A 21163-nucleotide genomic window follows, 5' to 3' on the forward strand; every position below is an offset into this window, starting at 1 on the left:
AGACGTAAGTGATCGCCGGGGGAATCCTAAACACCACGGCGTTCAACCATTGCGACAGCCCGGTCAATGACCGAACCCGGCACATTGATTCCCAGGTCTCTCGCCAGTTTTGGAATCGCGATCTCGGGGGCGGCCAGCAATTCTTCATAATCAGCCGACAGGCAGGGATTTCCCCTCCCGATCCAATCGTCGATGCACTTATGGATGACTCGCTGCATCCTTTCCGGCTCCGGGAACCACCCGCGCCGCTCCAAGCCACGGATGGACTTTTCCAACGGCCTTTTCGCATGGATGAAAACCGTATCCTTGCCCCATGCCCTTCCTGTTTCAGGCAGGCACAGTCCGAGCAAGGGGTGTTTGACGCACAGCGCCGGCGCTTCCGTTCTGATCCGCGAGTGCCACTCGGCGAGCTCTGACACAAGTTGGTCGGGCGTAATACGCAGCGCCGTCCCCGGTTCATCAATGGCACGCACAAGGATGTCCCGCAGCGAAGCGGATTCGAAGAAATCCTCTCGGGTTGGCCTGGCGATATTGTACCCGAAACATTCCATGATCGATGACAAGAGCGAGGAGCCGGAGTCATAGGTGCCGATGATCGCGCAAGTCTGGCTTAACGCTTCTCCCCTTTCATTGCGCAGCCCTCCCGGCACACCGACTTTCCGATAAATCTTTTGGGTGCCGCGATACAGGGGCACCAGCGACTCTACGAATGCGGCTTCGAAAGCCTGAATGGCTTCCTTCGGTCGGCGGTGTGGCGAAATACTTCCTCCCCAGTCGTAATCGTCGAAAATCAGAATCCCACCGGGCCTCAGAAGCGGCCAGGACAGAACCGCATCCGTCAGAACATCCGCTCCGCGGTGACTGCCATCGATGAACACCACATCGAAACTTTCCACCGCACCATCTGCGAGCATTCTTGTGAGAACTTCGAGCGACTTGCCCACATGCAGCCGCACCCGCCCCCCATGGCAGCCGCGGCGCGTGTTTTCCTCGAATAGCGCCCGCGTGTGCGGACCGACCTGTGGGGTCGTCGGATCTGCCAAATAAGGATCGATGGTATCCACCGTGGAATCCGGGTGGGTGAAAATTGAGTCCAGCATCACATTCGCACTGACACCATCGAAAGCGCCGATCTCCAGTGCCCGGACGGGATGAGGACTGGCCACCCAGCGCAGCCAGACCCCGGGAAGCAACCGGTACCAGCCCCATTTCTTGTAATCGCGATACTTGCCGAGAGGGATTTTCTGCGGTTCGGATGTCGTCATCGTGAGTGGGTGATTTTGAAGTCGCGGAGCTGGTCTCGGGCTTTCCGCTGCCATTCCACGCAGTGCAGGCGAAGTTGTCCCTGTCCAACCCGCAGCGAGATCCCTTGCCACCCACGGGGCAAGCAGTTCCCTCAGGCCGTCCTCCCAGGGTGGCTTTGCTGCCATCCGGTGTTCCCAGGGCATTTCCGGATAATTCCTGCCGGTGAGATGGCGCAGAACCGCTGGCATGATATGTAGATCGCCCAGCCCGAGGCAGGCAGCAAAGCACTCCTCCCGGCTACCCAGCCAAAGTGACTGCGGATCCGTATGCCATGCAATGGCCGGCGCCCTGCGGTAATCCGCGAGCCGTTCGCAGAAGTCGCGGAAAGACCGTGCCGGTGCCTCGCGCTCCCGGAGCACGCGGTGCTGGTAACAGGAACGTATCCGCTCGTATGGATCCCGATGCACAGCAATCACTGGCAAACCCCTATCGAAGGCAGCCTTGCAAGTCATCCGCAGACCCGCTGCGCCACTCCACTTGTGCGTGGCTTCGCCGGCCTTCGGTTCACGGCCATGCCTGAGGTGGAAGAGGAACCCAACGATGCTCAGCGTCCCCACCTTAGGAGCAGCGGCGATGCCGAAGCCCAGTTCAACATCAACAAATACTTCCCTGTTCGCTGGCGAGGGCGGCATGTCCCGGTTGCCATCGCAGTGCGCCGGGTCTCCGGCGCTTCGCCCGTTTGCCGATCCATCCCCCATCTTCAGTTCCCATTCTGCCTCTCCGCTTTGGCAATGGCGGCCTCGATGCGTTGCTTGGTCTTCGTATTCCGGATGTAGGATGCCCACTGGCGGGCGGTCGCCGTATCACCTTGTCCCATGGCTTGGGTGGCGAATGCCGCAGCCACATATTGCGACTTCTCGGCTGGCAGGGATTTCCAATTCTCCTGATACCACTCTTGCGCCTTGTTGAAATCCTTCGAAACCCAGGTCACCATCGCCTCCTCGAGCCAGTAATCGGCGTAATTTGATTCCCCGGAAACGATGGCCTGTACCGTGCCCGCCGGATCCGTGCTCGCCTCCTTGCGCAGAGTATCCCGCTCGGCAGTCCATATTTCGCCCTCTATCTGCTTCCTTGCTGACGCATCAACAATCGATTCCGCCCACTTCCGGGCATCTTCCAAATTTTTCGTTCGGATTGAAACCTTGGCAAATCCACTAACGAGTTCGTCCTTTGTCGGCTGGGAAAACTCCTTCAGATGGATTTGATACCACAATTCTGCAGCCTTCGGATCAAACTGCAACCACCGCACAAATACCCTCTCGATTCCCTCAGGTTTCCTGCTATCAATAACAATTGACATCGCCCGAGCTGGGTCAACTTTCGCCATCAATCCCGCCACATCTACTAACATTCTTGAGTCTTCTGTTTTGCTCTCGTCGGAGTTCAGGATAGCCCAAACCTCAAACGGAGCGTCCTCCGCGACCTTAAGGAGCAAATCCGAAACCATATGCCCCTCGCCCCCAAGAGCCGAATCACAAGCTTTTGCTATCTGCAAAGCGCCATCCAACTCCCCGCTTACATCTTCCCCCTTAGTTACCAAAGCCTGTATGCGCATACCCAAACCATTGAGTAAAATAGGAAGCGAATCTGCATCCAATACCTTCATAATGCAATTCAAATCCTTCAAATCGTCCATTCTTGCAATTGCGCACGATATTCCAGCACTGGCAGATGCTAGTTCCGACGTCTCAGTGAGTTTGCTTCTGAGTGCCAGCAAATCGCCAATTGAAGTGGTCTTGGACGAAAAAACATCCATCAATAAGATGTCGCGGAAGTCCCCTGGGCCAAATGATGCTGTAACAAGACCCATCGCAGCCTCTGCCCCATCCGTTGCGCACATTTGCGATAAAACTATTTTTAGCAAGTAGGCTCTTTCGTGTTGCGAACCTTGGAACCCGACTGCGGCATTCCACTTTTCCGCAGTATTTTGGTTGCCCATATCTTCGATCATCCGTTTTATGTCGGAGAAACCATTAAGATTTTTTGGGATCGGCTTACCTCTTACCTCCCGGGATTCCGGGACTTGTGTGCGACGCGACAATTCAGGGGTGGGCTTTCGCGCCGATCTGTCATTCTTATCTTGCCGGGTGTCTTCCTGGCATCCTACGAAGAGCAAAATCCCCATCAGCTTTGCAATCGTAGTGAAATGAAAGGAACTCATCCACCCTTCAACAGTGAAAGATTCTGACTTTGACGCCATAGATAGATTACGGCACCAATTTTTTATGAAATTAAGATCGATGCGCTTTTTCATAATACTATTAGATTATTCATTATCTGGTGTCGCACATCTGAGCGGTTAATTCACTTTTATGTAACGAGCACACCACGAATTGATCCTGCGCAATTCCGGTATCAGGATCCGGCGTGATGGATTTTCCACAAATTTCTGAATTGTTTGCACATGATGCTTTCGCATTCGCATACCAACAAAGAGTCCAAGCGTATACATCACCAATTAATATATCTTTGGTTTTGACGACGCAGGGCTTAGGTGGGGGTGGCGGGTTATAGTTACTGGCCCGCACCAGCCCCGAGAAAATGGTCATACTGGATACGGCAACGGCGGCGACGACGCTGCGCTTGATGAAGGATCGGCGTGTGAGGTTGCTGGACGTCTGAATGTCGTTCATAGTTTTTTGGAAAAGGTTAGAAATAACCATTGACAGAAGTGTGGGGGGGGGGAGGCAAGTTTTATTTCGTGATGAGTGAATTTATTTTTACGGAGGCAGGGAGCGAAGACCGCCGGATGGTGCTGATCGGTGGCTTCCTGGGAGCGGGAAAAACGACCTTGATCGGTCATCTCAGCCGCTGGCTGGAGCGGAGCGGCCTGCAGGTGGGGCTGGTCACGAACGATCAGGGTAAGGGTTTGATGGATACGGATTCCGCCAGGCGGGTAAGCTCACCGGGCGGAGTGGAGGAAATCACCGGGGGGTGTTTTTGCTGTCGCCTCGATGATCTGGTGGGTGCGGTGGAGCGCATGGACAGGGAAAGCCGCCCCGATGTGATTGTGGCGGAGCCGGTGGGCAGCTGCACCGATCTGGTCGCGACAGTCATCCTGCCGCTGGAGGCGGTTTACCAGGTTCCTTTCACGCTTTCCCCTTACTCCGTGGTCTTGGACGCCCGGCGTGCGCTTGCGACTTTGGGCGGGCGGCGCAATGCGAGGGATTTCCACCGGGACGTGGGCTATGTGTACCGGAAGCAGATCGAGGAGGCTGAGTGGCTGGTGGTGAACAAAACGGATCTTCTGGAGGGAGAGGATCTCCAGGATCTGGAGTCGCGGCTGGCTGGGGCATATCCGGGGAAACGGGTGTTCCTCGTTTCGGGCAAATCGGGCGTGGGATTGGAAGAGTGGTTCGCGGCGCTGATCGGCGCCCGGAGTGCGCCGAAGGATGTAATGGAGGTGGACTACGAACGCTATGCACGTGGCGAGGCCATGCTGGGCTGGGTCAACTCCGAGGCACGCTGCCGCGTGATCGGTGCTGCGGAGGACGGCTTCGATTGGGGAGCTTGGCTCATGGAAACGGGAGGGAAAATTTCGGAGGAACTCGCCCGGCAGGGCAACGAGGTGGGGCACTTCAAGATGAGCGTGGAGACAGGGAGCCGCCGCTGGCGTCTGCACCAGGTGATGAGCGGCGAGAACCCGCTCCTCCATGAGGATGCACTCATGACACCAACGGAGGAAGAAGGTCGCCTGCTGGTGAACCTGCGCGCCGAGGGAGATGCGGAAATGCTGGAGTCAATCGTCGATTCCGCCTTCCGCAATCAGGATCTCGTATCGGTCGGGTTCCTGAACCGTGCCGCGTTCCAACCAGCGAAACCGGTACCCACCCACCGGATTGCTGCGTTGGCACCGCCGTTGGCGTGATGCTCCCTCCTACTGGACTCAAATATCCGATCGAAAAGACAAGAAACAAAATATGGGCTGGACCGACGCATTTCCCGTTTTCACCGAAGAGATGGTGGATGATTTCGAAGCATTCGCGACTCCGGAGGATAGGGCGCAATTGGAAGACTGGTATGGCACGGAGCGTGTGCTCAATGCACAGCCGGCAAAGCAGGACATCTTGAGCATGTCGCTATTCTGGAAAAACGTGCGCGAGGGCGATCCCGAACTGCCCGCTCCGACGCGGGAGATTCTCCGGAACGCGCAGGAAATGGGTTTGCCGACACGTTTCAATCCCTGGGATCATTATGTGAAGCCGCTCCTCGAGTTGGTTCCAGAGCTATCAGTGAGGTTTCCCGGTGTTGCATTCCGCGTGTATCTCGCCAAGGACATGGAGTTCCTTGCCGACGAATTGGCTGCCGCGGGAAGTGAGGTGCATGTGATGAAAAGCTCCTCGATCCATTTCGCGCCCGGCGGCCTGTGGCGTTTCCTGCCTTTCAGCGAGGAGGGCAAGCGGGTGACGGTGATCGACGTGGACCGGCTCAACGAATTGGAGGCCGATCTGTTGCGCTCAAGAACAATGGGGGAAGCCGGCCTGGGTGCATGGCGCGTCCCCGTCCCTTCAGACCTGGGCAGGGACAGGAAGGTGTGTTACCTGCCGTTCATGGGCTGCCAGTTCGGCGTGCTAGGCGGTCTGATGGATGCTCGGCAACTGCTGGACGCATTCACCTGGCATGCGTTGTGCGGGAATGTCGATCCCATGGTGATCTTCCCCGGCTGCGGACCGCTGGAACTCCAAGCACACAAATGGCCGGTTTACGGGTTCGACGAGTTCTTCATGACCGTCGCCGCCTATCCGCGGCTTGCCCAGCACGGGATGCTGACTTTCGTTCCGACCTTCACGAAGTCGCAGTTGCTTTCGCTGGATGTGGAATACGTCACCTGGGGAAACCCGAACAGCGAACTGGTCTATTTCCCGGCGGAGGGGTGCTGCGGGATGGCTGAGGATGCGCCTGACGCTTGGGTCGCGCCTCAAACGGCCCAAGATTTCCCGGCACCAGTCGCGGCATCCGATAGTCAGACGCCGGAAGAGCCGGGGCCGATGCCGAAGGTGGCGTTCCTATTCCTGACGCAGGGTGATGTCCATCATCCCCAGGTGTGGGAGGAATATTTTGAAAAGGCGAATGGTCACGCGGTCATCCACGCCCACACCCAAGACATCAGCCGTCTGTCCGATCACTCGCTTCTGGCGAGCCGCCAGATCCGCAACAAGGTGGAGACGCAATGGGGAACGCTTTCACTCGTCATGGCGACACGTGAACTGCTCATGGCCGCGCTCGGAGACAAGGAGGTCACCCATTTCGTGCTGGTTTCCGAAAGTTGCGTACCGGTGCGGCCTTTCGCCGCGCTGAGTTCCAGCCTCCGGCTCGGCGCCCGCTCGCGGATGAAGGTCAAACCTTGGGGGGAAGTGAGGAGGACAAACATTCTCAAGGCGCAGCGCCTGGAGAACCTGCCCGGTATCCGCAAGGAACTCGCCCACTTCCAGGAGCAATGGATGTGCCTGAGCCGGGAGGATGCGCTGCTCGTTACAACAAAGGATTGGACTTCTTCATTCGATAGGGTCTTTGCACCGGACGAAGCCTATTTTGCCACGGTTCTAGCGGCATCCGGCAAGGCACCGCTGCAGGCTGTGGCAAACCGCCCTATCACTTGGACGGACTGGAAGGATGGGGGCGCGCATCCCGGGGAGTTCCAACGTGTGCCGCCCCGCGTCGTCGCACAGATCGCGGAAAGCGGCTGCTTTTTTGCGAGAAAATTCCACAAGGGTCGGACATCGGAAGGTGGGGGCTGCATCGGACGTAAAAGGCGCAATCCGGATCGACACCCTAATTTTCGCCGAGCGCAGCGCATCCTAGACCAGCTCGAAAACGGTCACTTCCGGGCGGACGTTGAAGCGCACCTGATGGAGGTAGCCGAGGGCACGGTTTATGTAGAGGTCACGCCCGCCCTTGAGGCTGAAATGCCCGGCGGTGTAAAGTTTGTTCGCCACGGGGAGAACCGGTGGGGCAAGGAAGGGCGGCTTGCACTGGCCGCCGTGGGTGTGGCCGGAGAGGATCCAGCCTTGGTATGATTGCCAATCGCCCTGATCGACCGTATCCGGATTGTGGCTCAGGACCAGCGAGGCGCGCCCGGGATCCAGCGAGGCGAGCCCTTTTTCCAAATCGATCCGCTCCGCCCACGAATCGTCCAGCCCCATGATCTGGAGGCCGCTGATATCGAGCGTTTCGTTGCGCAAAACCGGGATGCCGCGCTCTCCGAGTGCACGGATGATTTTCTGCGCCCACTCCTCCTCCAGGAAGCTGACACCGTAATCATGGTTCCCCAGGCTGGCGACCGTCCCGATCTCGCCCTTCGGCAAATGCGGGAAAACCCGCGCCATGCTGCCCTCCGTCTCCGCATCCACTGACACGAAATCCCCTGTGTACACAACGATATCCGGCCTCAGGGCGGCAACCCTTTTGAAACTCTCTATCAGATAATTTTCGGACACAAGGCCGCCGCAGTGGATATCGCTGATCTGGACGAGAGTCTTGCCCTTCAGTCCTGCGGGGAGATCCCTGACCGGTAGATTCCGCTCCACCAGCTCCAGCCAGAAAGGCTCCACCAAGGCTGTATGGCCCAGCGTCGCCGCACCTCCGCCATACACGGCCAGCCTCAGCATACGCCGCCGCGTAAAAAGTTTTCCCTTCATGCCCGTAAATGCCTAGCCTCGCCCCTCGCCCCGCTCAACCCTTCATTTCTACCCTAACCATGGAACTCCAGCAAATCGCCGCCCGCTTCATCCTGCCGGGCCCCGTCGTCGCACATGAGGAAATCACCACCGGCCTCATCAACACCACCTACGCCATCACCTGCCGGAGCGGCAAAAAGGATGTCCGTTTCATCCTCCAGTCCATCAACTCCGCCGTCTTCCCGGAGCCGGAGAGGGTCATGGAAAACATCTTCCACGTCACCCTCCACATCGGCTCACGGGATCCCGGCACCGAGCAGATCCAGCTCATCCCCATCCACGAAGGCCGCAGCTGGCTGCGCCTGCCCAACAATACCATCTGGCGCTGCTACCCCTACCACGAGGAAACGGAATCCTACGACAAGATCGACTCGCCGGAGCTCGCCTTCCGCGCCGCCGCCGCCTTCGGCCGCTTCCAGTCCCGCCTCTCGGATCTCGATCCCTCCACCCTCCATGAGACCATCCCGAATTTCCACCACACCCCCACCTACTTCGCGAAACTCCTCGCCGCCGTGAAATCCGATCCCGTAGGCCGCCTCGCCGGAGCGCAGGCAGAGGTCGATTTCATCCTCTCCAAGGAAAGCCTCACCACCGCCCTCACCGGCGCAGGCCTGCCCGTCCGCATCACCCACAACGACACGAAAATCTCCAACATCCTCTTCCCAACAGATCCCGCCCTCCCCCCCATCGTCATCGACCTCGATACGGTCATGCCCGGCCTGTCCCTCTTCGATTACGGCGACATGGTCCGCTCCGCCGCATCCAGCGCCGCCGAGGACGAGCCGGATCTCGAAAAGGTCTTCATCATCAACCAGCTGCGCGACGCCCTCACCGAAGGCTATCTCTCCACCGCCGGCGATTTCCTCACACCCCGGGAAAAAGCCCTGCTGCCCCTCTCTCCCAAGGTCATCACCCTGGAGCTCGCCACCCGCTTCCTCACCGACCACCTCCTCGGCGACAAGTATTTCCGCGTGAAATTCCCCGACCACAACCTCGTCCGAGCACGCAACCAGCTTGCGCTGCTGAAATCGATGTGAACCGCATCACGTTTTCCAGCGTATCCCAGACCTAAGTCAGGCCTCCATCACCGACGCTGGTGCGCCGGGGTGAACCCTGCATCCCGAATTTTCCGATCATGGCAGAAGCGGTTGAATGGAACCGCACCGGGAACCCTGCGAAACGCTGCCGCCTCGAATTACGGCTCCCTACGCTCGCGGGTCTACGCGATTTCGGCGCAGACCTTTTCCGGCTGGCGATGAGGCACCTCACGCGTAACACATAACACATCGGATGCAGGCTGCTTGGAGAGCCGACGCCCGGCCCGGAGGCGGGGGGAAGTGGTTCCCTAATTGCTCAAGCTGTCCGGCCACGGATGTGGGGCCTTCGTCGTCCACGCCGGCCGGGAAGCGGCGGTGAGATCCGCGTCGCGCTTTTTCATGAGAGCGGTGAGTTCGGCGACCTTGTCGGGAAGCCTTTCGGCGAGGTTGTTCTGCTCCCCGAGATCCTCATCGAGCTTGAAGAGGAAGGTTCCGACGGTCTTTTCGAAATAGCTCTTCTGGCCTTCGGGCAGGATGAGGAGTTTCCACGGCCCCTTGCGGATGCCGGTCAGCAGGCCCCGGCTGGAGTAGTAGAGAAACTCGTCACGCGGGGACGGCCCGTCGCCGGTGAGCTCTGCGGAGATGTCCATGCCGTCAATGATGTGGTCGGTGGGGAGGGACTCCCCGGCGAGGGCGGCGATGGTGGGGAGAAGGTCGATGGTGGAGGCCAGTTCGTCGCTGCTGCTGCCGGCGGGGACGCGCCCCGGGGCCCAGATGATGGCGGGGACCCGTTGGCCGCCCTCGAAGTTGGTCCCCTTGCCGGCGCGGAGCGGTTTGGCCGAGCCGCCGTGATTCTTGAACTGGAGCCAAGGGCCGTTGTCGCTGGTGAAGATCACCCAGGTGTTGTCGGCGAGGCCTTCCCGGCGCACCGCATCCATGAGGCGGCCCACCTCGGCGTCGATGTGTTCGATGACGCACTTGTAGGCGTTCCGCGGGTCGGGGTCGTAGGCGTCCTCGGGGACGAAAAGCGGGATGTGGGGCATGCTGTGCGGCAGGTAGAGGAAGAACGGCCGTTCCTTGTTGGCGGTGACGAACTCGATCGCCTTGTCGGTGTAGCGGCGGGTTATGGTGCGCTGATTGACCGGGAGCTCGATGATCTCCTCGTTGCTGACGAGGGGCGTCTTCCAGGCCTTCGTCTCGCGATCCTGGTTGATCCACGATTCGTCGCTCGGCACCCGCGTCTTGCCCTCGTAGGCGGTGTGGTTCATGTCGTTCGAGTAGGGGATCCCGTAATAACTGTCGAAGCCCTGGGCGCGGGGGAGCACCTCCGGGTAATGACCGAGGTGCCACTTGCCGATGCAGGCGGTGGCGTAGCCGGCGGCCTTCAGGTGGTCGGCGATGGTGCGCTCCTCCGGGTTGAGCCCCCGTTGGCTTGTGGGGAAGATGACTCCCTGGTGCATGTTGATGCGCTTCGGGTAACAACCGGTCAGGAGTCCGGCGCGGGAAGGGGTGCAGACCGGGCTGGGAACCATGAAGTTCGTCAGCCGGCGCCCTTCCTTCGCCATCCGGTCGAGGTGCGGGGTCCGGATCGCCTCCGAGCCGAAGGAGCCGAGGTCGTTGAAACCCTGGTCGTCGGTGAAGATGATGATGAAATTCGGCTTGGCCGCCGCGCAGAGCGGCAGGAGGGCGAGGAGGAGCAGGAGTATCGGTTTCAATGGACTGACTGCGAGGAATTTGCTTTCGCCGGTGGCTCCTGAAACAGCATCCGAGTCGGGCCGGGATATGGGGGACAAGGAGATTTCGGAGCGGAGATCTTTGCCCGGCAGCGTAGCCCTCCGGGTCGCCTTGCCAAGATCGTTTTTGGGAGCGGTTTTCTTGCGAATCTTTGCCGGCTCTCAGGAGACGTCGGGCATCAGAGTCCGGACGTGATCGGTGGCGGTTGTGTCATGGCATTCCTGCCGCCTGTCTTGGAGACAGACGGCATATGTTCGTATTCGATAACCCGCCGATAGAAAACAAAGTGGGGCTTTTCTCAGAAATCCCACCGATGCGACTCGGCCACCCATTGGTAGCCCTTGCGGCCGTTGGGGATGACGACGCCGAGGCCGGGCCAGGGGAGGTGGAAGCCGTAGGTGCGCTCGCGGGTGGTTGCGATTTCGGCGAAGACTTTTTTCCGCGTCGCGATGGCGGCTTCCGGGTTGTGGTCGAAGTCGATGAACCAGCCGGGGTTCTCGAACATGAGCACGTGGTTGTGGGCGAGATCGGAGATGTGGAGGAGGGACTCGCCTTCGGAGCTGATGCGGAAGATCGCGTGGCCGTCGGTGTGGCCCGGGGCGGAGAGGATCGTGATCGCGCCGTCGAGGATCCGGTCGCCGTCCTTGTGGATCACGAGGTTGGGCTGGAGGGTGTCGAAGGAGTTGCGGACATTTCTGATCATCGCGGGGATGTCGTCGGTGCGGTGGGATTTCGAGAAATCCGGTTCCTTGGCGCGCCAGAAGTCGAGCTCCTCGCGGAGCACGTGGACCGCGGCGTTGGGGAAAAGGATTTCGCCGCCGCTCGCGAGGCCGCCGATGTGGTCGATGTGCGAGTGGCTTAGCAGCGCGTGGGTGACATCCGCGAAGGCGATGCCGATGGAATCCATCGCGTCGGCAAGCCAGCCCCAGGTAGTTTTCTGGTGGGGGCCGAAGCCGGCGTCCACGAGGATGATCTCCTTGTCCTTCCGCAGGAGCAGGATGTTCACATAGAGCGTCATGTCATCCGGGCGTTCCCCGAGGGCGGCGAGAGCTTTGGACATATCCGGCCTATCATCCGGTGGCCACATCTTGTTGGTTACGCCCTTGGTGAAAGTCCCGTAGCCGTCGCTGATCGACCATGCCTCGAATTTTCCGATGAAGAACTTGTAGATGTAGGGGTTGGAGATCGTCTTTTCAGGGATCGCGTTGCCCGCTCCATCCGTTGCGGCCTGCTTGGCGGCGAGGGGGGCCGCCAGGCCGAGCGTGGCGAAGGCCGCGCCAAGGCCGCCGATGAATTCGCGGCGGGAAGGTTCCGTGGGGGTGTTTTCCATGGAAATAGAACGGTGGGTGGTGGGATGAAGTTTCGCTGGAGGGAAACTTTGCTGAGCCTTGTGTCGCGTTCTGGCTCGCGATCCGTCGGGGAGGTCTGGCGCTTCGTTGTTTCATTGGAAGGGTTGCACCTGCGTAGGTTCCGGAAATATGATCGATTCCCATCGTCAGGCTCGTAGGTTTTGCCCATGCCCATGAAATTCCTGACGATCCTGTTATGCCTGTCCGGCTTCGCCATCGCGGCGGAAAAGCCGAACGTCCTTTTTCTTTTCGCCGACGACATGACCTGGAAGGCGGTGAACGCCCTTTCCGACGAGGACATCGACACACCGAACCTCGACCGCCTCGCCGCACGCGGCACGAGCTTCTCCCATGCCTACAACTCCGGAGGCTGGCACGGCGCGATCTGCGTCGCCAGCCGCACGATGCTCAACACCGGACTCCAGATGTGGAGGGCGAAGGAGGCGGAAAAACGGCTGAAGCAGGATTTCGTGGCAACCAAGCGCACTTGGTCCCAGCAGATGTCCGCCGCCGGTTACCGCACCTGCATGTCCGGCAAGTGGCACGTCGGCATGCCGACCAAGGCGATCTTCGACGAGGTTCTCAACGAACGCCCCGGCATGCCGTCCGACGGCAAGTCCGCCTACGAACGCCCGGTCGAGGGCCAGCCCGATCCCTGGAGCCCCACCGACACTTCACTGGGCGGATTCTGGAAAGGCGGGAAACACTGGAGCGAGGTGATCGTCGACGACTTCGAGACCTTCCTCGGCTCAAAGGACACGCGGCCGTGGTTCATGTATCTCGCCTTCAACGCGCCGCACGACCCGCGTCAGTCGCCGCAGGAGTTCCTCGACCTCTATCCGCTCGATCGCATGAAAGTCCCCGCGAATTTCCTGCCGGTCTATCCCTACCGCGATCCAATGGGCGCACCCCAGAGCCTGCGCGATGAAAAGCTCGCGCCCTCACCGCGCACGGAGTTCGCCGTAAAGACCCACCGCCGCGAATACTACGCGCTCGTCACCCATCTCGATGCACAGATCGGCCGCATCCTCGACCGGCTTGAGAAAGACCCGGCAGGTGCGAACACCTACATCTTCTTCACCGCCGACCACGGGCTTTCCTGCGGCGAGCACGGCCTGATGGGGAAACAGAACATGTACGGCGAGGCATTGCGCGTGCCCTTCATCGTCGCCGGCCCCGGCGTGCCGGAGGGCAAGAAAATCGACAGCCCGATCTACCTCCAGGATGTGATGCCCACCTCGCTCGCCCTCGCCGGCGCGGAGATTCCGGAAAGCGTCGAGTTCGAGGATCTGCGCCCGATTTGGGAAGGAAAGGGCACACCCCGCACCTGCGCCTACGGAGCCTACATGGATTCCCAGCGCATGATCGAGAAGGACGGCAAGAAGCTCATCCTCTACCCCAAGGCCAAGGTCGCACGCGTGTTCGACCTCGTGAAAGACCCCGTCGAAAAGGACGATCTCTTCGCCACGCCGGAAGGCAGGAAAATCGCCTCGGAACTGTTTCCCGTCCTCCTGGCCGAGCAGAAGCGTTTCGGCGATCCCATGGATCTGAAAGCGATCTACCCGGAGCTTTAGGAGCCGCCTGTCCCGGCGTTTCCCGGGGATAAATCATTGCCGAGGCTGCCGGAAAATCCGAACTTCCCCGTAAGAACGAAAACCCACTTCCATGAAAGCCCGCATCCTCCTCATGGTGGCCTCCCTCGCATTGAGCGTCGCGATCGGCCTCGCACTCTCCCGCAGCGGGGGGAAACCCGGCGTAAAAGTTAAGAAGGACCGCATCCGCATCGGCTTCAGCATGGACACCCTCAAGGAGGCGCGGTGGCAGAAGGACAGGGATGTCTTCGTCGCTAGGGCGGAGGCCATGGGTGCCGAAGTGCTGGTGCAATCCGCCAACAGCAACGACACGAAACAGATGCAGGACGTGCAGGGGCTGATCAGCCGGGGGGTTGACGTGCTGGTGATCGTCCCGCACGACGGGAAGGCGATGGGCAAGGCGGTCGATGCCGCCGCGGAAAACGGGATCCCGGTGATCGCCTACGACCGGATGATCACCGGCACGGAAAATCTCGGGCTCTATGTTTCCTTCGACAACGTGAAGGTCGGCGAAGCCCAGGCGCAATACCTCGTCGATACCGTCCTCAGGGAGAAAGGGAAAATCCGCATCGTCCGGATCTACGGTTCGCCGGCGGACAACAACGCCAAGCTTTTCAAACAGGGACAGGACAAGATCCTCGATCCGCTCATCAAATCCGGTGCCATCGAGGTGATCCACGAGGACTGGGCCACGGACTGGCGGCCCGAGGTGGCGAAACAGATCACCAATGCCGCGATCACCCGCAACGGCCCGGACTTCGATGCGATCCTCGCCTCCAACGACGGCACAGCGGGTGGCGCCATCCAGGCGCTTTCCGAAGAGGGGCTGGCGGGGAAAATCGCCGTGACCGGGCAGGATGCCGATCTGCCCGCGCTCCAGCGAATCGTCGCCGGAACCCAGGCCATGACGATCTACAAACCGATCAGCCTCCTCGCCGAAAAAGCGGCGGAGGTCGCCGTGGAGCTGGCGGAAAGGAAACCGGTCATTGCTCCCGGCGGCGTGGACAACGGCGCGAAAACGGTGCCCTCCATCCTTGTCGATGTTTCGACGGTCACGAAGGGAAACATCCGCGAAACCGTGGTGAAGGACGGCTTCCACACGGAGGCGGAGATTTACCGAAACGCCCCCGCAGATGGCCGCTGAACCCATCCTCGAAACCCGCGCGCTGACCAAGCGTTTTCCCGGCGTGGTCGCGCTGGACGGCGTTTCCTTCGATCTGCGCCCCGGCGAGATCCATGCCCTCTGCGGCGAGAACGGCGCGGGCAAATCCACCCTGATCAAGACCCTTTCCGGCATCCATCCCGCCGGCAGCTACGAGGGCGAGATCCGGGTGGACGGCCAAGCGGCCCATTTCAGGAACATCGCGGATGCGGGCAAGGCTGGCCTTGCGGTCATCTATCAGGAGCTCGCCCTCGTGGACGATCTCACCGTGGCGGAAAACATTTTCCTCGGCAACGAACCCATCCGCCTGGGCCTCGTGGACTGGGACAGAATCTACCGCGATGCCGCGGCCCTGCTGGAGCGGTTCAAACTGGATATCGACCCCTCCGCCCGCACCGGCGACCTGGGCACCGGCATGAAACAGCTGGTGGAAATCGTCAAAGCCCTCTCGAAAAACGGGCGCATCCTCATCCTCGACGAACCCACCGCCGCCCTCACCGAGGCGGAGGTGGATGTGTTGCTGGAAATCCTCCGCAAGCTCCGCGCCGACGGCCTGACCGCGATCTACATCTCCCACAAGCTCGATGAGGTGTTCGCCATCGCGGACCGCATCACCGTCCTGCGCGACGGGAAATCCATCACCACCCTGGATGCCGCCGCCTCAAGCCCCGGCGAGGTGATCCGCCACATGGTCGGAAGGAGGATCGAAGACCTTTTCCCAAAACGGGAAAGCGCTCCCGGCGGGGTGCTGCTCTCCGTGAAAAACCTCACCGTCCGGAACAGCGAAGGCCGGGAGTTTCTCCACGACATTTCCTTCGATGTCCGCGCGGGTGAAGTCCTCGGCATCGGCGGCCTCATGGGATCGGGCCGCTCCGAAACGCTGATGCACCTCTTCGGCGCGTGGGGACGGCGGGTTTCCGGAACCGTCGAACTGGACGGGAAACCGATGGACGGCGCGACCCCGCGGCAGGCGATATCCAAAGGCCTCGCCATGGTCACGGAAGACCGCAAGCGCTTCGGGCTCCACCTCGACCAGAGCGTCGGCTTCAACCTCTCGCTCTCCTCACTGGACTCGGCTTTCATCGACCCCAACCGCGAGGTGAAACGCAACGGCGAGATTTTCCGCAGCCTGCGCGTCAAAGCTCCCTCGCTGGAAACCGTGGTCGGCACGCTGTCCGGGGGGAACCAGCAGAAGGTCGTCATCGGAAAGGCGCTTCTAACCGATCCGCGCATCGTCTTCCTCGACGAACCCACGCGCGGGATCGACGTCGGCGCGAAGATTGAAGTCTACGGATTCATCAACCGCCTCACGGAAGAAGGGAAGGCGGTGGTCCTCGTTTCCAGCGAACTGCCCGAGCTGATCGGAATGAGCGACCGGATCGTGATGCTCGCCGAAGGCCGGGTGGGAGGGGTTTTCCGCCGCGAGGAGGCAACCCAGGAGCGCCTGCTCGCCGCCGCCATCCGTTTTCACAAGGACGCAGTCACCACACACTCATGAAAACGCGCGACTTCTCACTCCTCATCGCACTCGCCCTGCTGTGGTCGTTTTTCGCATGGCAAGTGCCGGACTTCCTCAGTGCGCGGAACATGACCATGCTTTCCATCGAGCTGTCCACCACCGCCGTCGCCGCGCTGGGCATGCTGCTGGTCATCCTCCTCGCCCACATCGATCTCTCGGTCGGTTCGGCCATCGGCCTCACCGGCGGGATCGCGGCCACTCTGGTTTTCAACCACCAGTGGTCGGCTCCTGCGGCGATGGGGGTTTCGCTCCTCGCGGGCGTGGCGATCTATTCCGCGATGGGGCTCATCGTCGCGAAGGAGCGCATCCCCGCCTTCATCATCACGCTCGGCGGGCTGCTGATACTCAAAGGGCTTTTCTGGAAAGTGATCGGGAACCAGACGGTGCCGGTGAAGGCCGGTGATGCGGAAAACATGCTGAGCATGCTCACCACCTGGTATCTCCCGCTGTGGGCGAGCATAGCCCTCGTTGCCCTGACGGTGGCCGTCCTCTGCATCGCCCGGATCCGCAGCCGCGCGAAACGGCGCGAATACGGCTTCGACGTGGAGCCGGGCGAGCTGGCCTTTTCCAAGCTCTTCATCACCGCGCAGGTGCTCATCCTCGCGCTCATCGTGCTTCACCAATTCCGCGGCGTTCCCCTGAGCCTGGTGGTGCTCGCCGCCGTCGCTCTCGTCATCTGGGTCATCACGAACCACACCCGCTTCGGGAGATACCTTTACGCGATCGGCGGCAACGAGGAGGCGGCTGTCGTCAGCGGCGTGCCGGTGAAGGCGGTCACCGTCGGTGCGTTCATGATCGCCGGCATCACGGCCACGATCACCGGCTTCATGCAGACGGCCTACAGCGGCGCGTCCACCACCACCACCGGGGAACTGATGGAGCTCGACGCCATCGCCGCCTGCGTGATCGGCGGCACCTCCCTCGCGGGCGGACGCGGCACCGTCCCCGGAGTCCTCGCCGGCGCGTTCCTCATCGCCACGCTGATGAACGGCATGACCCTGATGGCGGTTTCCCCCGAAATGAAATTCATCGCCCGGGGTTCCGTCCTCGCCCTCGCTGTCTGGATGGACGTCCGCCTCTCCCGCCGGGGCGGATAGGAAGGCCGATTCCCTCCCGGTGGCCGGTCTTTGCAACGAAGGCTCCGCCTCCGGTAACTCACCGGCGACATCTATCAGACGCCCTCGATCCGCTCACCAAGGAACAGCTCATCGTCGCTCCACCAACCCCGCGCCAAGGACAAGCGTCATGCGCGGATGGCGGTAATTGCCATGGATCGACGGATATTGTCGCGTCCTTTTGCGATCCAAAAAATGGGTGAAAATGGAGGTAATTGGTTGAAATTGGATGGAAATGGAGGTAAGCTTGCTTATGCGGATTCCCATTCCACCTGATTTCCAACCGACCAATGAGGTTCTCACCCTGATCGCCGCAATCGACGAATTCAAGGGCGAGTGGCGGGCTCTCGGCGGCCTCGACCCGGTGATCCTGCATTCCTTGCGGCGAATCGCCACCATCGAGAGCGCCGGATCATCGACCCGGATCGAAGGGGCGAAACTAAGCGACGGCGAGGTCGGGAAGCTGCTGGGAAGCCTCGGCCGGGAATCCTTCCAAACCCGCGACGAGCAGGAGGTTGCTGGCTACGCGTACGCCATGGAGTCCATCCAGACCGCATGGCCGGATCTGCGCGTTTCCGAAAGCATCCTGCTCCAGCTACACCGCGATCTGCTCCGCTACAGCGACAAGGATGAGCGCCACAGGGGCAATTGGAAGACCTCCGAGAACCACGTGGCGGCATTCGATGCCGGGGGCAAACAGATCGGCATTGTCTTCGAGACCGCCACACCGTTCGAGACGCCGCTACTGATGGAAAAGCTCCTGGCTTGGCACGCCAGGGAAGAGGCGGATCCCGTCCTCCATCCCCTCCTCCGGATCGCCGTCTTCAACGTTGTATTCCTGGCGATTCACCCGTTTCAGGATGGCAACGGCCGGCTCTCGCGTGTCCTGGCCAATCTCATGCTCCTCCGGGCGGGCTACGCATATGCATCCTACACCTCGCTGGAGAGCGTGATCGAGCACAACAAGGAAGGCTACTACCTCGCCCTGCGCCGCACACAGACATCCTTCGGACAGGAAACCGATTGGGAGCCTTGGGTGCTGTTCTTCCTACGATCCCTGAGATCTCAGGTCGAACGCCTGCGCGTCCGACTCGCGGAATCCCCTGCGGCGAGCGGTCATCCGGCAACAGCCGCTGGCCTTTCGCCGCTTGCAGGTCGCCTCCTCAGGCTGCTTGAAGCCCACGAAACCCTGTCGGTCGGCGCCGCCGCCGAAGCCCTCGGTGCAAACCGGAACACCCTGAAAGACAAATTCGCCGAACTGATCGAAAACGGCCATGCCCAACTCCACGGAAAAGGACGCGGCGCGCACTACCGCCCTGCCAGCAAGTGACATCCATAGGTGCGGTCATATTTCCTTTCCCCTTCCCAGCGGGTCGCTCCCCGTTGAAGCTCGCAGCCATGAAGTCGCTCATCACTGCAAGCCTCCTCACCTTCTTCCTCCTCGCCCACACGGCCTGCCTTGCGCAGGAACCCGCCAAGCCGGACTTCTGGGATAAAATCCCGGCCTGCCCGAGCACGACCCCGCCCGCGGAGATCACCGACGACTATTGGCACGGCCAGTTCGAGCGCGTGAACAAGGAGGTCGCCGCAGCGGACGGCACGGAGCTCGTCTTCTTCGGAGACAGCATCACGTGGAGTTGGTCGCTCGGGCCGGCGACTGGCAAAAAGGTCTGGGAGGAAACCTACGGGAAATACAAACCCATCAACATGGGCAACTCCGGCGACATCACCCCGGTGATGCTTCACCGCGTCAGCCACGGCAACCTCGCCTTCCCCGCCGGCAAAGAGCCCAAGGTCGCCGTGCTGCTCTGCGGCACGAACAACTTCACGGTCAACCAAAGCGACGGCGGGAAAGTCCGCTGGGAGCTCGGCCCCGATTGCCCGCCGGAGGATGTCGCCGCAGGCATTCGCGCCATCGCCCAGGCTTTCCGCGAGAAGCTCCCTTCCACAAAGGTGATCGTCCTCGGCATCCTGCCGGTGAAGCATACGGCGAAGCGCGCCAAATGTGAGAAGGTCAACGAGATCCTCGCTTCCCACGCCTATCCCAAAGGCGAGGTCGTGTTCCTGGATATCGGCAAGCACTTCCTCCTGCCCGACGGCTCCCAGAACGAGAAACTCTTCACCGACGGCACCCACCTCACCGAGGAAGGCTACCGCACGTGGGCGAAAAGCATCGCCCCCGTCCTCGATGAAATGATGCAAGCCGCGCCGCTCAAACCCTAGACTTGGAGTGCGTGGACTTGTCCGCGCTTTTGAAAGCGGCGACATGTCGCCGCACTCCAAATTGAGCTTAGGCTCACTACGCCCTCCTTCCGTGTCCGATATGAGAAATATGTTACGATGAAGAACCCGACCCCAGCCAAGGACCGATTTCCGGCGTGAACGCGGCACATGGGTAGCGGAGTTAGGACTCAGTTCCCCGCCTTCAGCATCCGCAGGTTCGCCTCGGCAAAGTGTTTGCCGATGAGGGCGAAGGTCTTGGCGCAGCCGAGGTAGTGATAGCCGGCGTTCGAGGCGCCGCGGTTCCAGAGAGCGAGCTCGGCGGGGCTGATGAGTTCGGCTTCGAATTTTTTCAGATACTCGTTCTTCTGTTCCTGGGTCATGTTGCCGTCGGCGTTCGGATGATCCTTGTGCTTGGAGTCGAGGAACCAGCGCATCTGGTTCACCTGCCCGCGCTTCGCGTCGATGGCGCCGAGTTCATCGGACCAGGAGGGGGCGGTCTCGACGGCGATGACGTTTCCCTTGAACTCCGGCATGGCTGCGGGAGCCGCCATCGCTTTGCGGAAAGCCGTCATCTCCGGCGATGTGTCCTTGGTCCCGCCGACACCCATCACACCGATCACGAAAGGCATTTCCGGCGCGTCCAGATCCTTGCGCACGTCGCGGATGAAATGGGCGAGCAGTTCCGTGTAGAGGTCGTAGCGGTCCGGCTGCCCGTGCTTCGGGTAAACATGGCTGTCCACCATGTCGTTGAAGCCCTGGAACCAGGAGAAGCCCGCGAGTTCGTAGCCTTGGGACGGGTCGTAACCGGGGACGACCTGTTTCGGATCGGCCAACGTTTTTTTCACGTGATCCATCATCAGCCGGTAGTAGTGGCCGGTCGCCTTGGCCTTCTCGGCCTTCCATTTTTCGAGGTCGGGCGGGATGCCGTGGCCTTCCTGCTTAGGGTAGTTTTCCAGCTGGAAGGTGCTCATCTCGTAAGGGCCGGCGGAAGGGGAACGGAAATCGGTGTGCAGGCTCTTGCCGCCCCATGCGGCCTTGATGATGAGCACCGGCTCGCCGAAGGCCGCGTCCATCGCGAGGCCGAAGGTGAACTCCGGCCCTATCTTGTCGCCGGGTTTGCTGGGATCCTGGCCCCACATCGATCCGTAACCGGCGGACAGCGGGCCGTGCAACTCGAAGTTGTTGTCGTTCGCTCCGGTGAGGTAGGAAATCCACGCGCCTTCGCAGACCGTGGGTTTCCCATCGGCCCCGCGCATCGCTTTGAGCAAGGGGGCGGTGGCCGGATCCTCGCCGATGTAACCGAAGGTCGAGACGTTCGCCGGGCCCTCCATGTTCGATTGGCCGGCGAGGATGAACACTTTGAGCGGCTTGGCCTCCGCGCAAAGGACGGCGAGCGATGCGGATGCGAGGAAGGCGATGGGGGTTTTCATGGTAATTGCTGGCTGTCTTA

At 60.8% G+C, this 21163-nt stretch carries 15 protein-coding genes; 8 read left to right on the forward strand and 7 right to left on the reverse strand.

Features of this window, described 5'->3' with window-relative positions; all coding sequences use genetic code 11:
* Window positions 1-26 precede the first annotated feature (26 nt).
* The 3 genes from HZ994_08750 to HZ994_08760 form a co-directional block, all read right to left on the reverse strand.
* Entirely contained in the window at window positions 27-1265 is a 1239-nt protein-coding gene (locus HZ994_08750) for a class I SAM-dependent methyltransferase (GenBank protein ID QTN32413.1), read from the reverse strand.
* A 740-nt stretch (window positions 1266-2005) separates the two neighbouring features.
* Complete coding sequence (locus HZ994_08755; GenBank protein QTN32414.1) at window positions 2006-3559, reverse strand: hypothetical protein; 1554 nt, start codon at window positions 3557-3559, stop codon at window positions 2006-2008.
* 19 nt (window positions 3560-3578) lie between these two features.
* On the reverse strand, window positions 3579-3938 hold the full coding sequence (locus tag HZ994_08760) for a twin-arginine translocation signal domain-containing protein (protein ID QTN32415.1): 360 nt from the start codon (window positions 3936-3938) through the stop codon (window positions 3579-3581).
* Between the two features lie 71 nt (window positions 3939-4009).
* On the opposite strand from HZ994_08760, the gene HZ994_08765 reads away from it, so the two are divergent.
* On the forward strand, window positions 4010-5173 hold the full coding sequence (locus tag HZ994_08765) for a cobalamin biosynthesis protein P47K (protein QTN32416.1): 1164 nt from the start codon (window positions 4010-4012) through the stop codon (window positions 5171-5173).
* Between the two features lie 1930 nt (window positions 5174-7103).
* Here HZ994_08765 and HZ994_08770 read toward each other — a convergent pair.
* A complete protein-coding gene (locus tag HZ994_08770) occupies window positions 7104-7943 on the reverse strand; it encodes a metallophosphoesterase (GenBank protein QTN32417.1) in 840 nt (279 codons plus the stop codon).
* Window positions 7944-8002: 59 nt separating this feature from the next.
* On the opposite strand from HZ994_08770, the gene HZ994_08775 reads away from it, so the two are divergent.
* A complete protein-coding gene (locus HZ994_08775) occupies window positions 8003-9019 on the forward strand; it encodes a phosphotransferase (GenBank protein ID QTN32418.1) in 1017 nt (338 codons plus the stop codon).
* 308 nt (window positions 9020-9327) lie between these two features.
* Here the strand turns inward: HZ994_08775 and HZ994_08780 are convergent, their stop codons facing one another.
* On the reverse strand, window positions 9328-10734 hold the full coding sequence (locus tag HZ994_08780; GenBank protein ID QTN32419.1) for a sulfatase: 1407 nt from the start codon (window positions 10732-10734) through the stop codon (window positions 9328-9330).
* A 317-nt stretch (window positions 10735-11051) separates the two neighbouring features.
* On the reverse strand, window positions 11052-12083 hold the full coding sequence (locus HZ994_08785) for an MBL fold metallo-hydrolase (protein ID QTN32420.1): 1032 nt from the start codon (window positions 12081-12083) through the stop codon (window positions 11052-11054).
* A gap of 186 nt (window positions 12084-12269) precedes the next feature.
* Between HZ994_08785 and HZ994_08790 the strand changes: the two genes are divergently transcribed.
* From HZ994_08790 to HZ994_08815, 6 genes are all read left to right on the forward strand, one after another.
* A complete protein-coding gene (locus HZ994_08790) occupies window positions 12270-13676 on the forward strand; it encodes a sulfatase-like hydrolase/transferase (GenBank protein ID QTN32421.1) in 1407 nt (468 codons plus the stop codon).
* A gap of 91 nt (window positions 13677-13767) precedes the next feature.
* Entirely contained in the window at window positions 13768-14838 is a 1071-nt protein-coding gene (locus tag HZ994_08795) for a substrate-binding domain-containing protein (protein ID QTN32422.1), read from the forward strand.
* Complete coding sequence (locus HZ994_08800) at window positions 14828-16354, forward strand: sugar ABC transporter ATP-binding protein (GenBank protein QTN32423.1); 1527 nt, start codon at window positions 14828-14830, stop codon at window positions 16352-16354. The genes HZ994_08795 and HZ994_08800 overlap by 11 nt, the downstream gene beginning before the upstream one ends.
* Window positions 16351-17472: an ATPase gene (locus tag HZ994_08805; GenBank protein QTN32424.1), complete on the forward strand. Its 1122-nt coding sequence runs from the start codon at window positions 16351-16353 to the stop codon at window positions 17470-17472. The genes HZ994_08800 and HZ994_08805 overlap by 4 nt, the downstream gene beginning before the upstream one ends.
* A gap of 271 nt (window positions 17473-17743) precedes the next feature.
* Complete coding sequence (locus HZ994_08810) at window positions 17744-18820, forward strand: Fic family protein (protein QTN32425.1); 1077 nt, start codon at window positions 17744-17746, stop codon at window positions 18818-18820.
* 68 nt (window positions 18821-18888) lie between these two features.
* Window positions 18889-19713, forward strand: coding sequence for a hypothetical protein (locus HZ994_08815; GenBank protein ID QTN32426.1), 825 nt, complete (start codon window positions 18889-18891; stop codon window positions 19711-19713).
* A gap of 188 nt (window positions 19714-19901) precedes the next feature.
* Here the strand turns inward: HZ994_08815 and HZ994_08820 are convergent, their stop codons facing one another.
* Window positions 19902-21143: a hypothetical protein gene (locus tag HZ994_08820; GenBank protein ID QTN32427.1), complete on the reverse strand. Its 1242-nt coding sequence runs from the start codon at window positions 21141-21143 to the stop codon at window positions 19902-19904.
* Between the last annotated feature and the right edge of the window lie 20 nt (window positions 21144-21163).

It is taken from the genome of Akkermansiaceae bacterium, assembly GCA_017798145.1.
In the GTDB taxonomy this organism is placed as follows: Bacteria; Verrucomicrobiota; Verrucomicrobiia; order Verrucomicrobiales; family Akkermansiaceae; genus Luteolibacter.

What these genes read in the sequence shown, in the direction of transcription:
- HZ994_08750 (QTN32413.1), bottom strand. Translation starts at nt 1,265, where the DNA reads ATGACGACATCCGAACCGCAGAAAATCCCTCTCGGCAAGTATCGCGAT.
- HZ994_08755 (QTN32414.1), bottom strand. Translation starts at nt 3,559, where the DNA reads ATGAAAAAGCGCATCGATCTTAATTTCATAAAAAATTGGTGCCGTAAT.
- HZ994_08760 (QTN32415.1), bottom strand. Translation starts at nt 3,938, where the DNA reads ATGAACGACATTCAGACGTCCAGCAACCTCACACGCCGATCCTTCATC.
- HZ994_08765 (QTN32416.1), top strand. Translation starts at nt 4,010, where the DNA reads ATGAGTGAATTTATTTTTACGGAGGCAGGGAGCGAAGACCGCCGGATG.
- HZ994_08770 (QTN32417.1), bottom strand. Translation starts at nt 7,943, where the DNA reads ATGAAGGGAAAACTTTTTACGCGGCGGCGTATGCTGAGGCTGGCCGTG.
- HZ994_08775 (QTN32418.1), top strand. Translation starts at nt 8,003, where the DNA reads ATGGAACTCCAGCAAATCGCCGCCCGCTTCATCCTGCCGGGCCCCGTC.
- HZ994_08785 (QTN32420.1), bottom strand. Translation starts at nt 12,083, where the DNA reads ATGGAAAACACCCCCACGGAACCTTCCCGCCGCGAATTCATCGGCGGC.
- HZ994_08790 (QTN32421.1), top strand. Translation starts at nt 12,270, where the DNA reads ATGCCCATGAAATTCCTGACGATCCTGTTATGCCTGTCCGGCTTCGCC.
- HZ994_08795 (QTN32422.1), top strand. Translation starts at nt 13,768, where the DNA reads ATGAAAGCCCGCATCCTCCTCATGGTGGCCTCCCTCGCATTGAGCGTC.
- HZ994_08800 (QTN32423.1), top strand. Translation starts at nt 14,828, where the DNA reads ATGGCCGCTGAACCCATCCTCGAAACCCGCGCGCTGACCAAGCGTTTT.
- HZ994_08805 (QTN32424.1), top strand. Translation starts at nt 16,351, where the DNA reads ATGAAAACGCGCGACTTCTCACTCCTCATCGCACTCGCCCTGCTGTGG.
- HZ994_08810 (QTN32425.1), top strand. Translation starts at nt 17,744, where the DNA reads ATGCGGATTCCCATTCCACCTGATTTCCAACCGACCAATGAGGTTCTC.
- HZ994_08815 (QTN32426.1), top strand. Translation starts at nt 18,889, where the DNA reads ATGAAGTCGCTCATCACTGCAAGCCTCCTCACCTTCTTCCTCCTCGCC.
- HZ994_08820 (QTN32427.1), bottom strand. Translation starts at nt 21,143, where the DNA reads ATGAAAACCCCCATCGCCTTCCTCGCATCCGCATCGCTCGCCGTCCTT.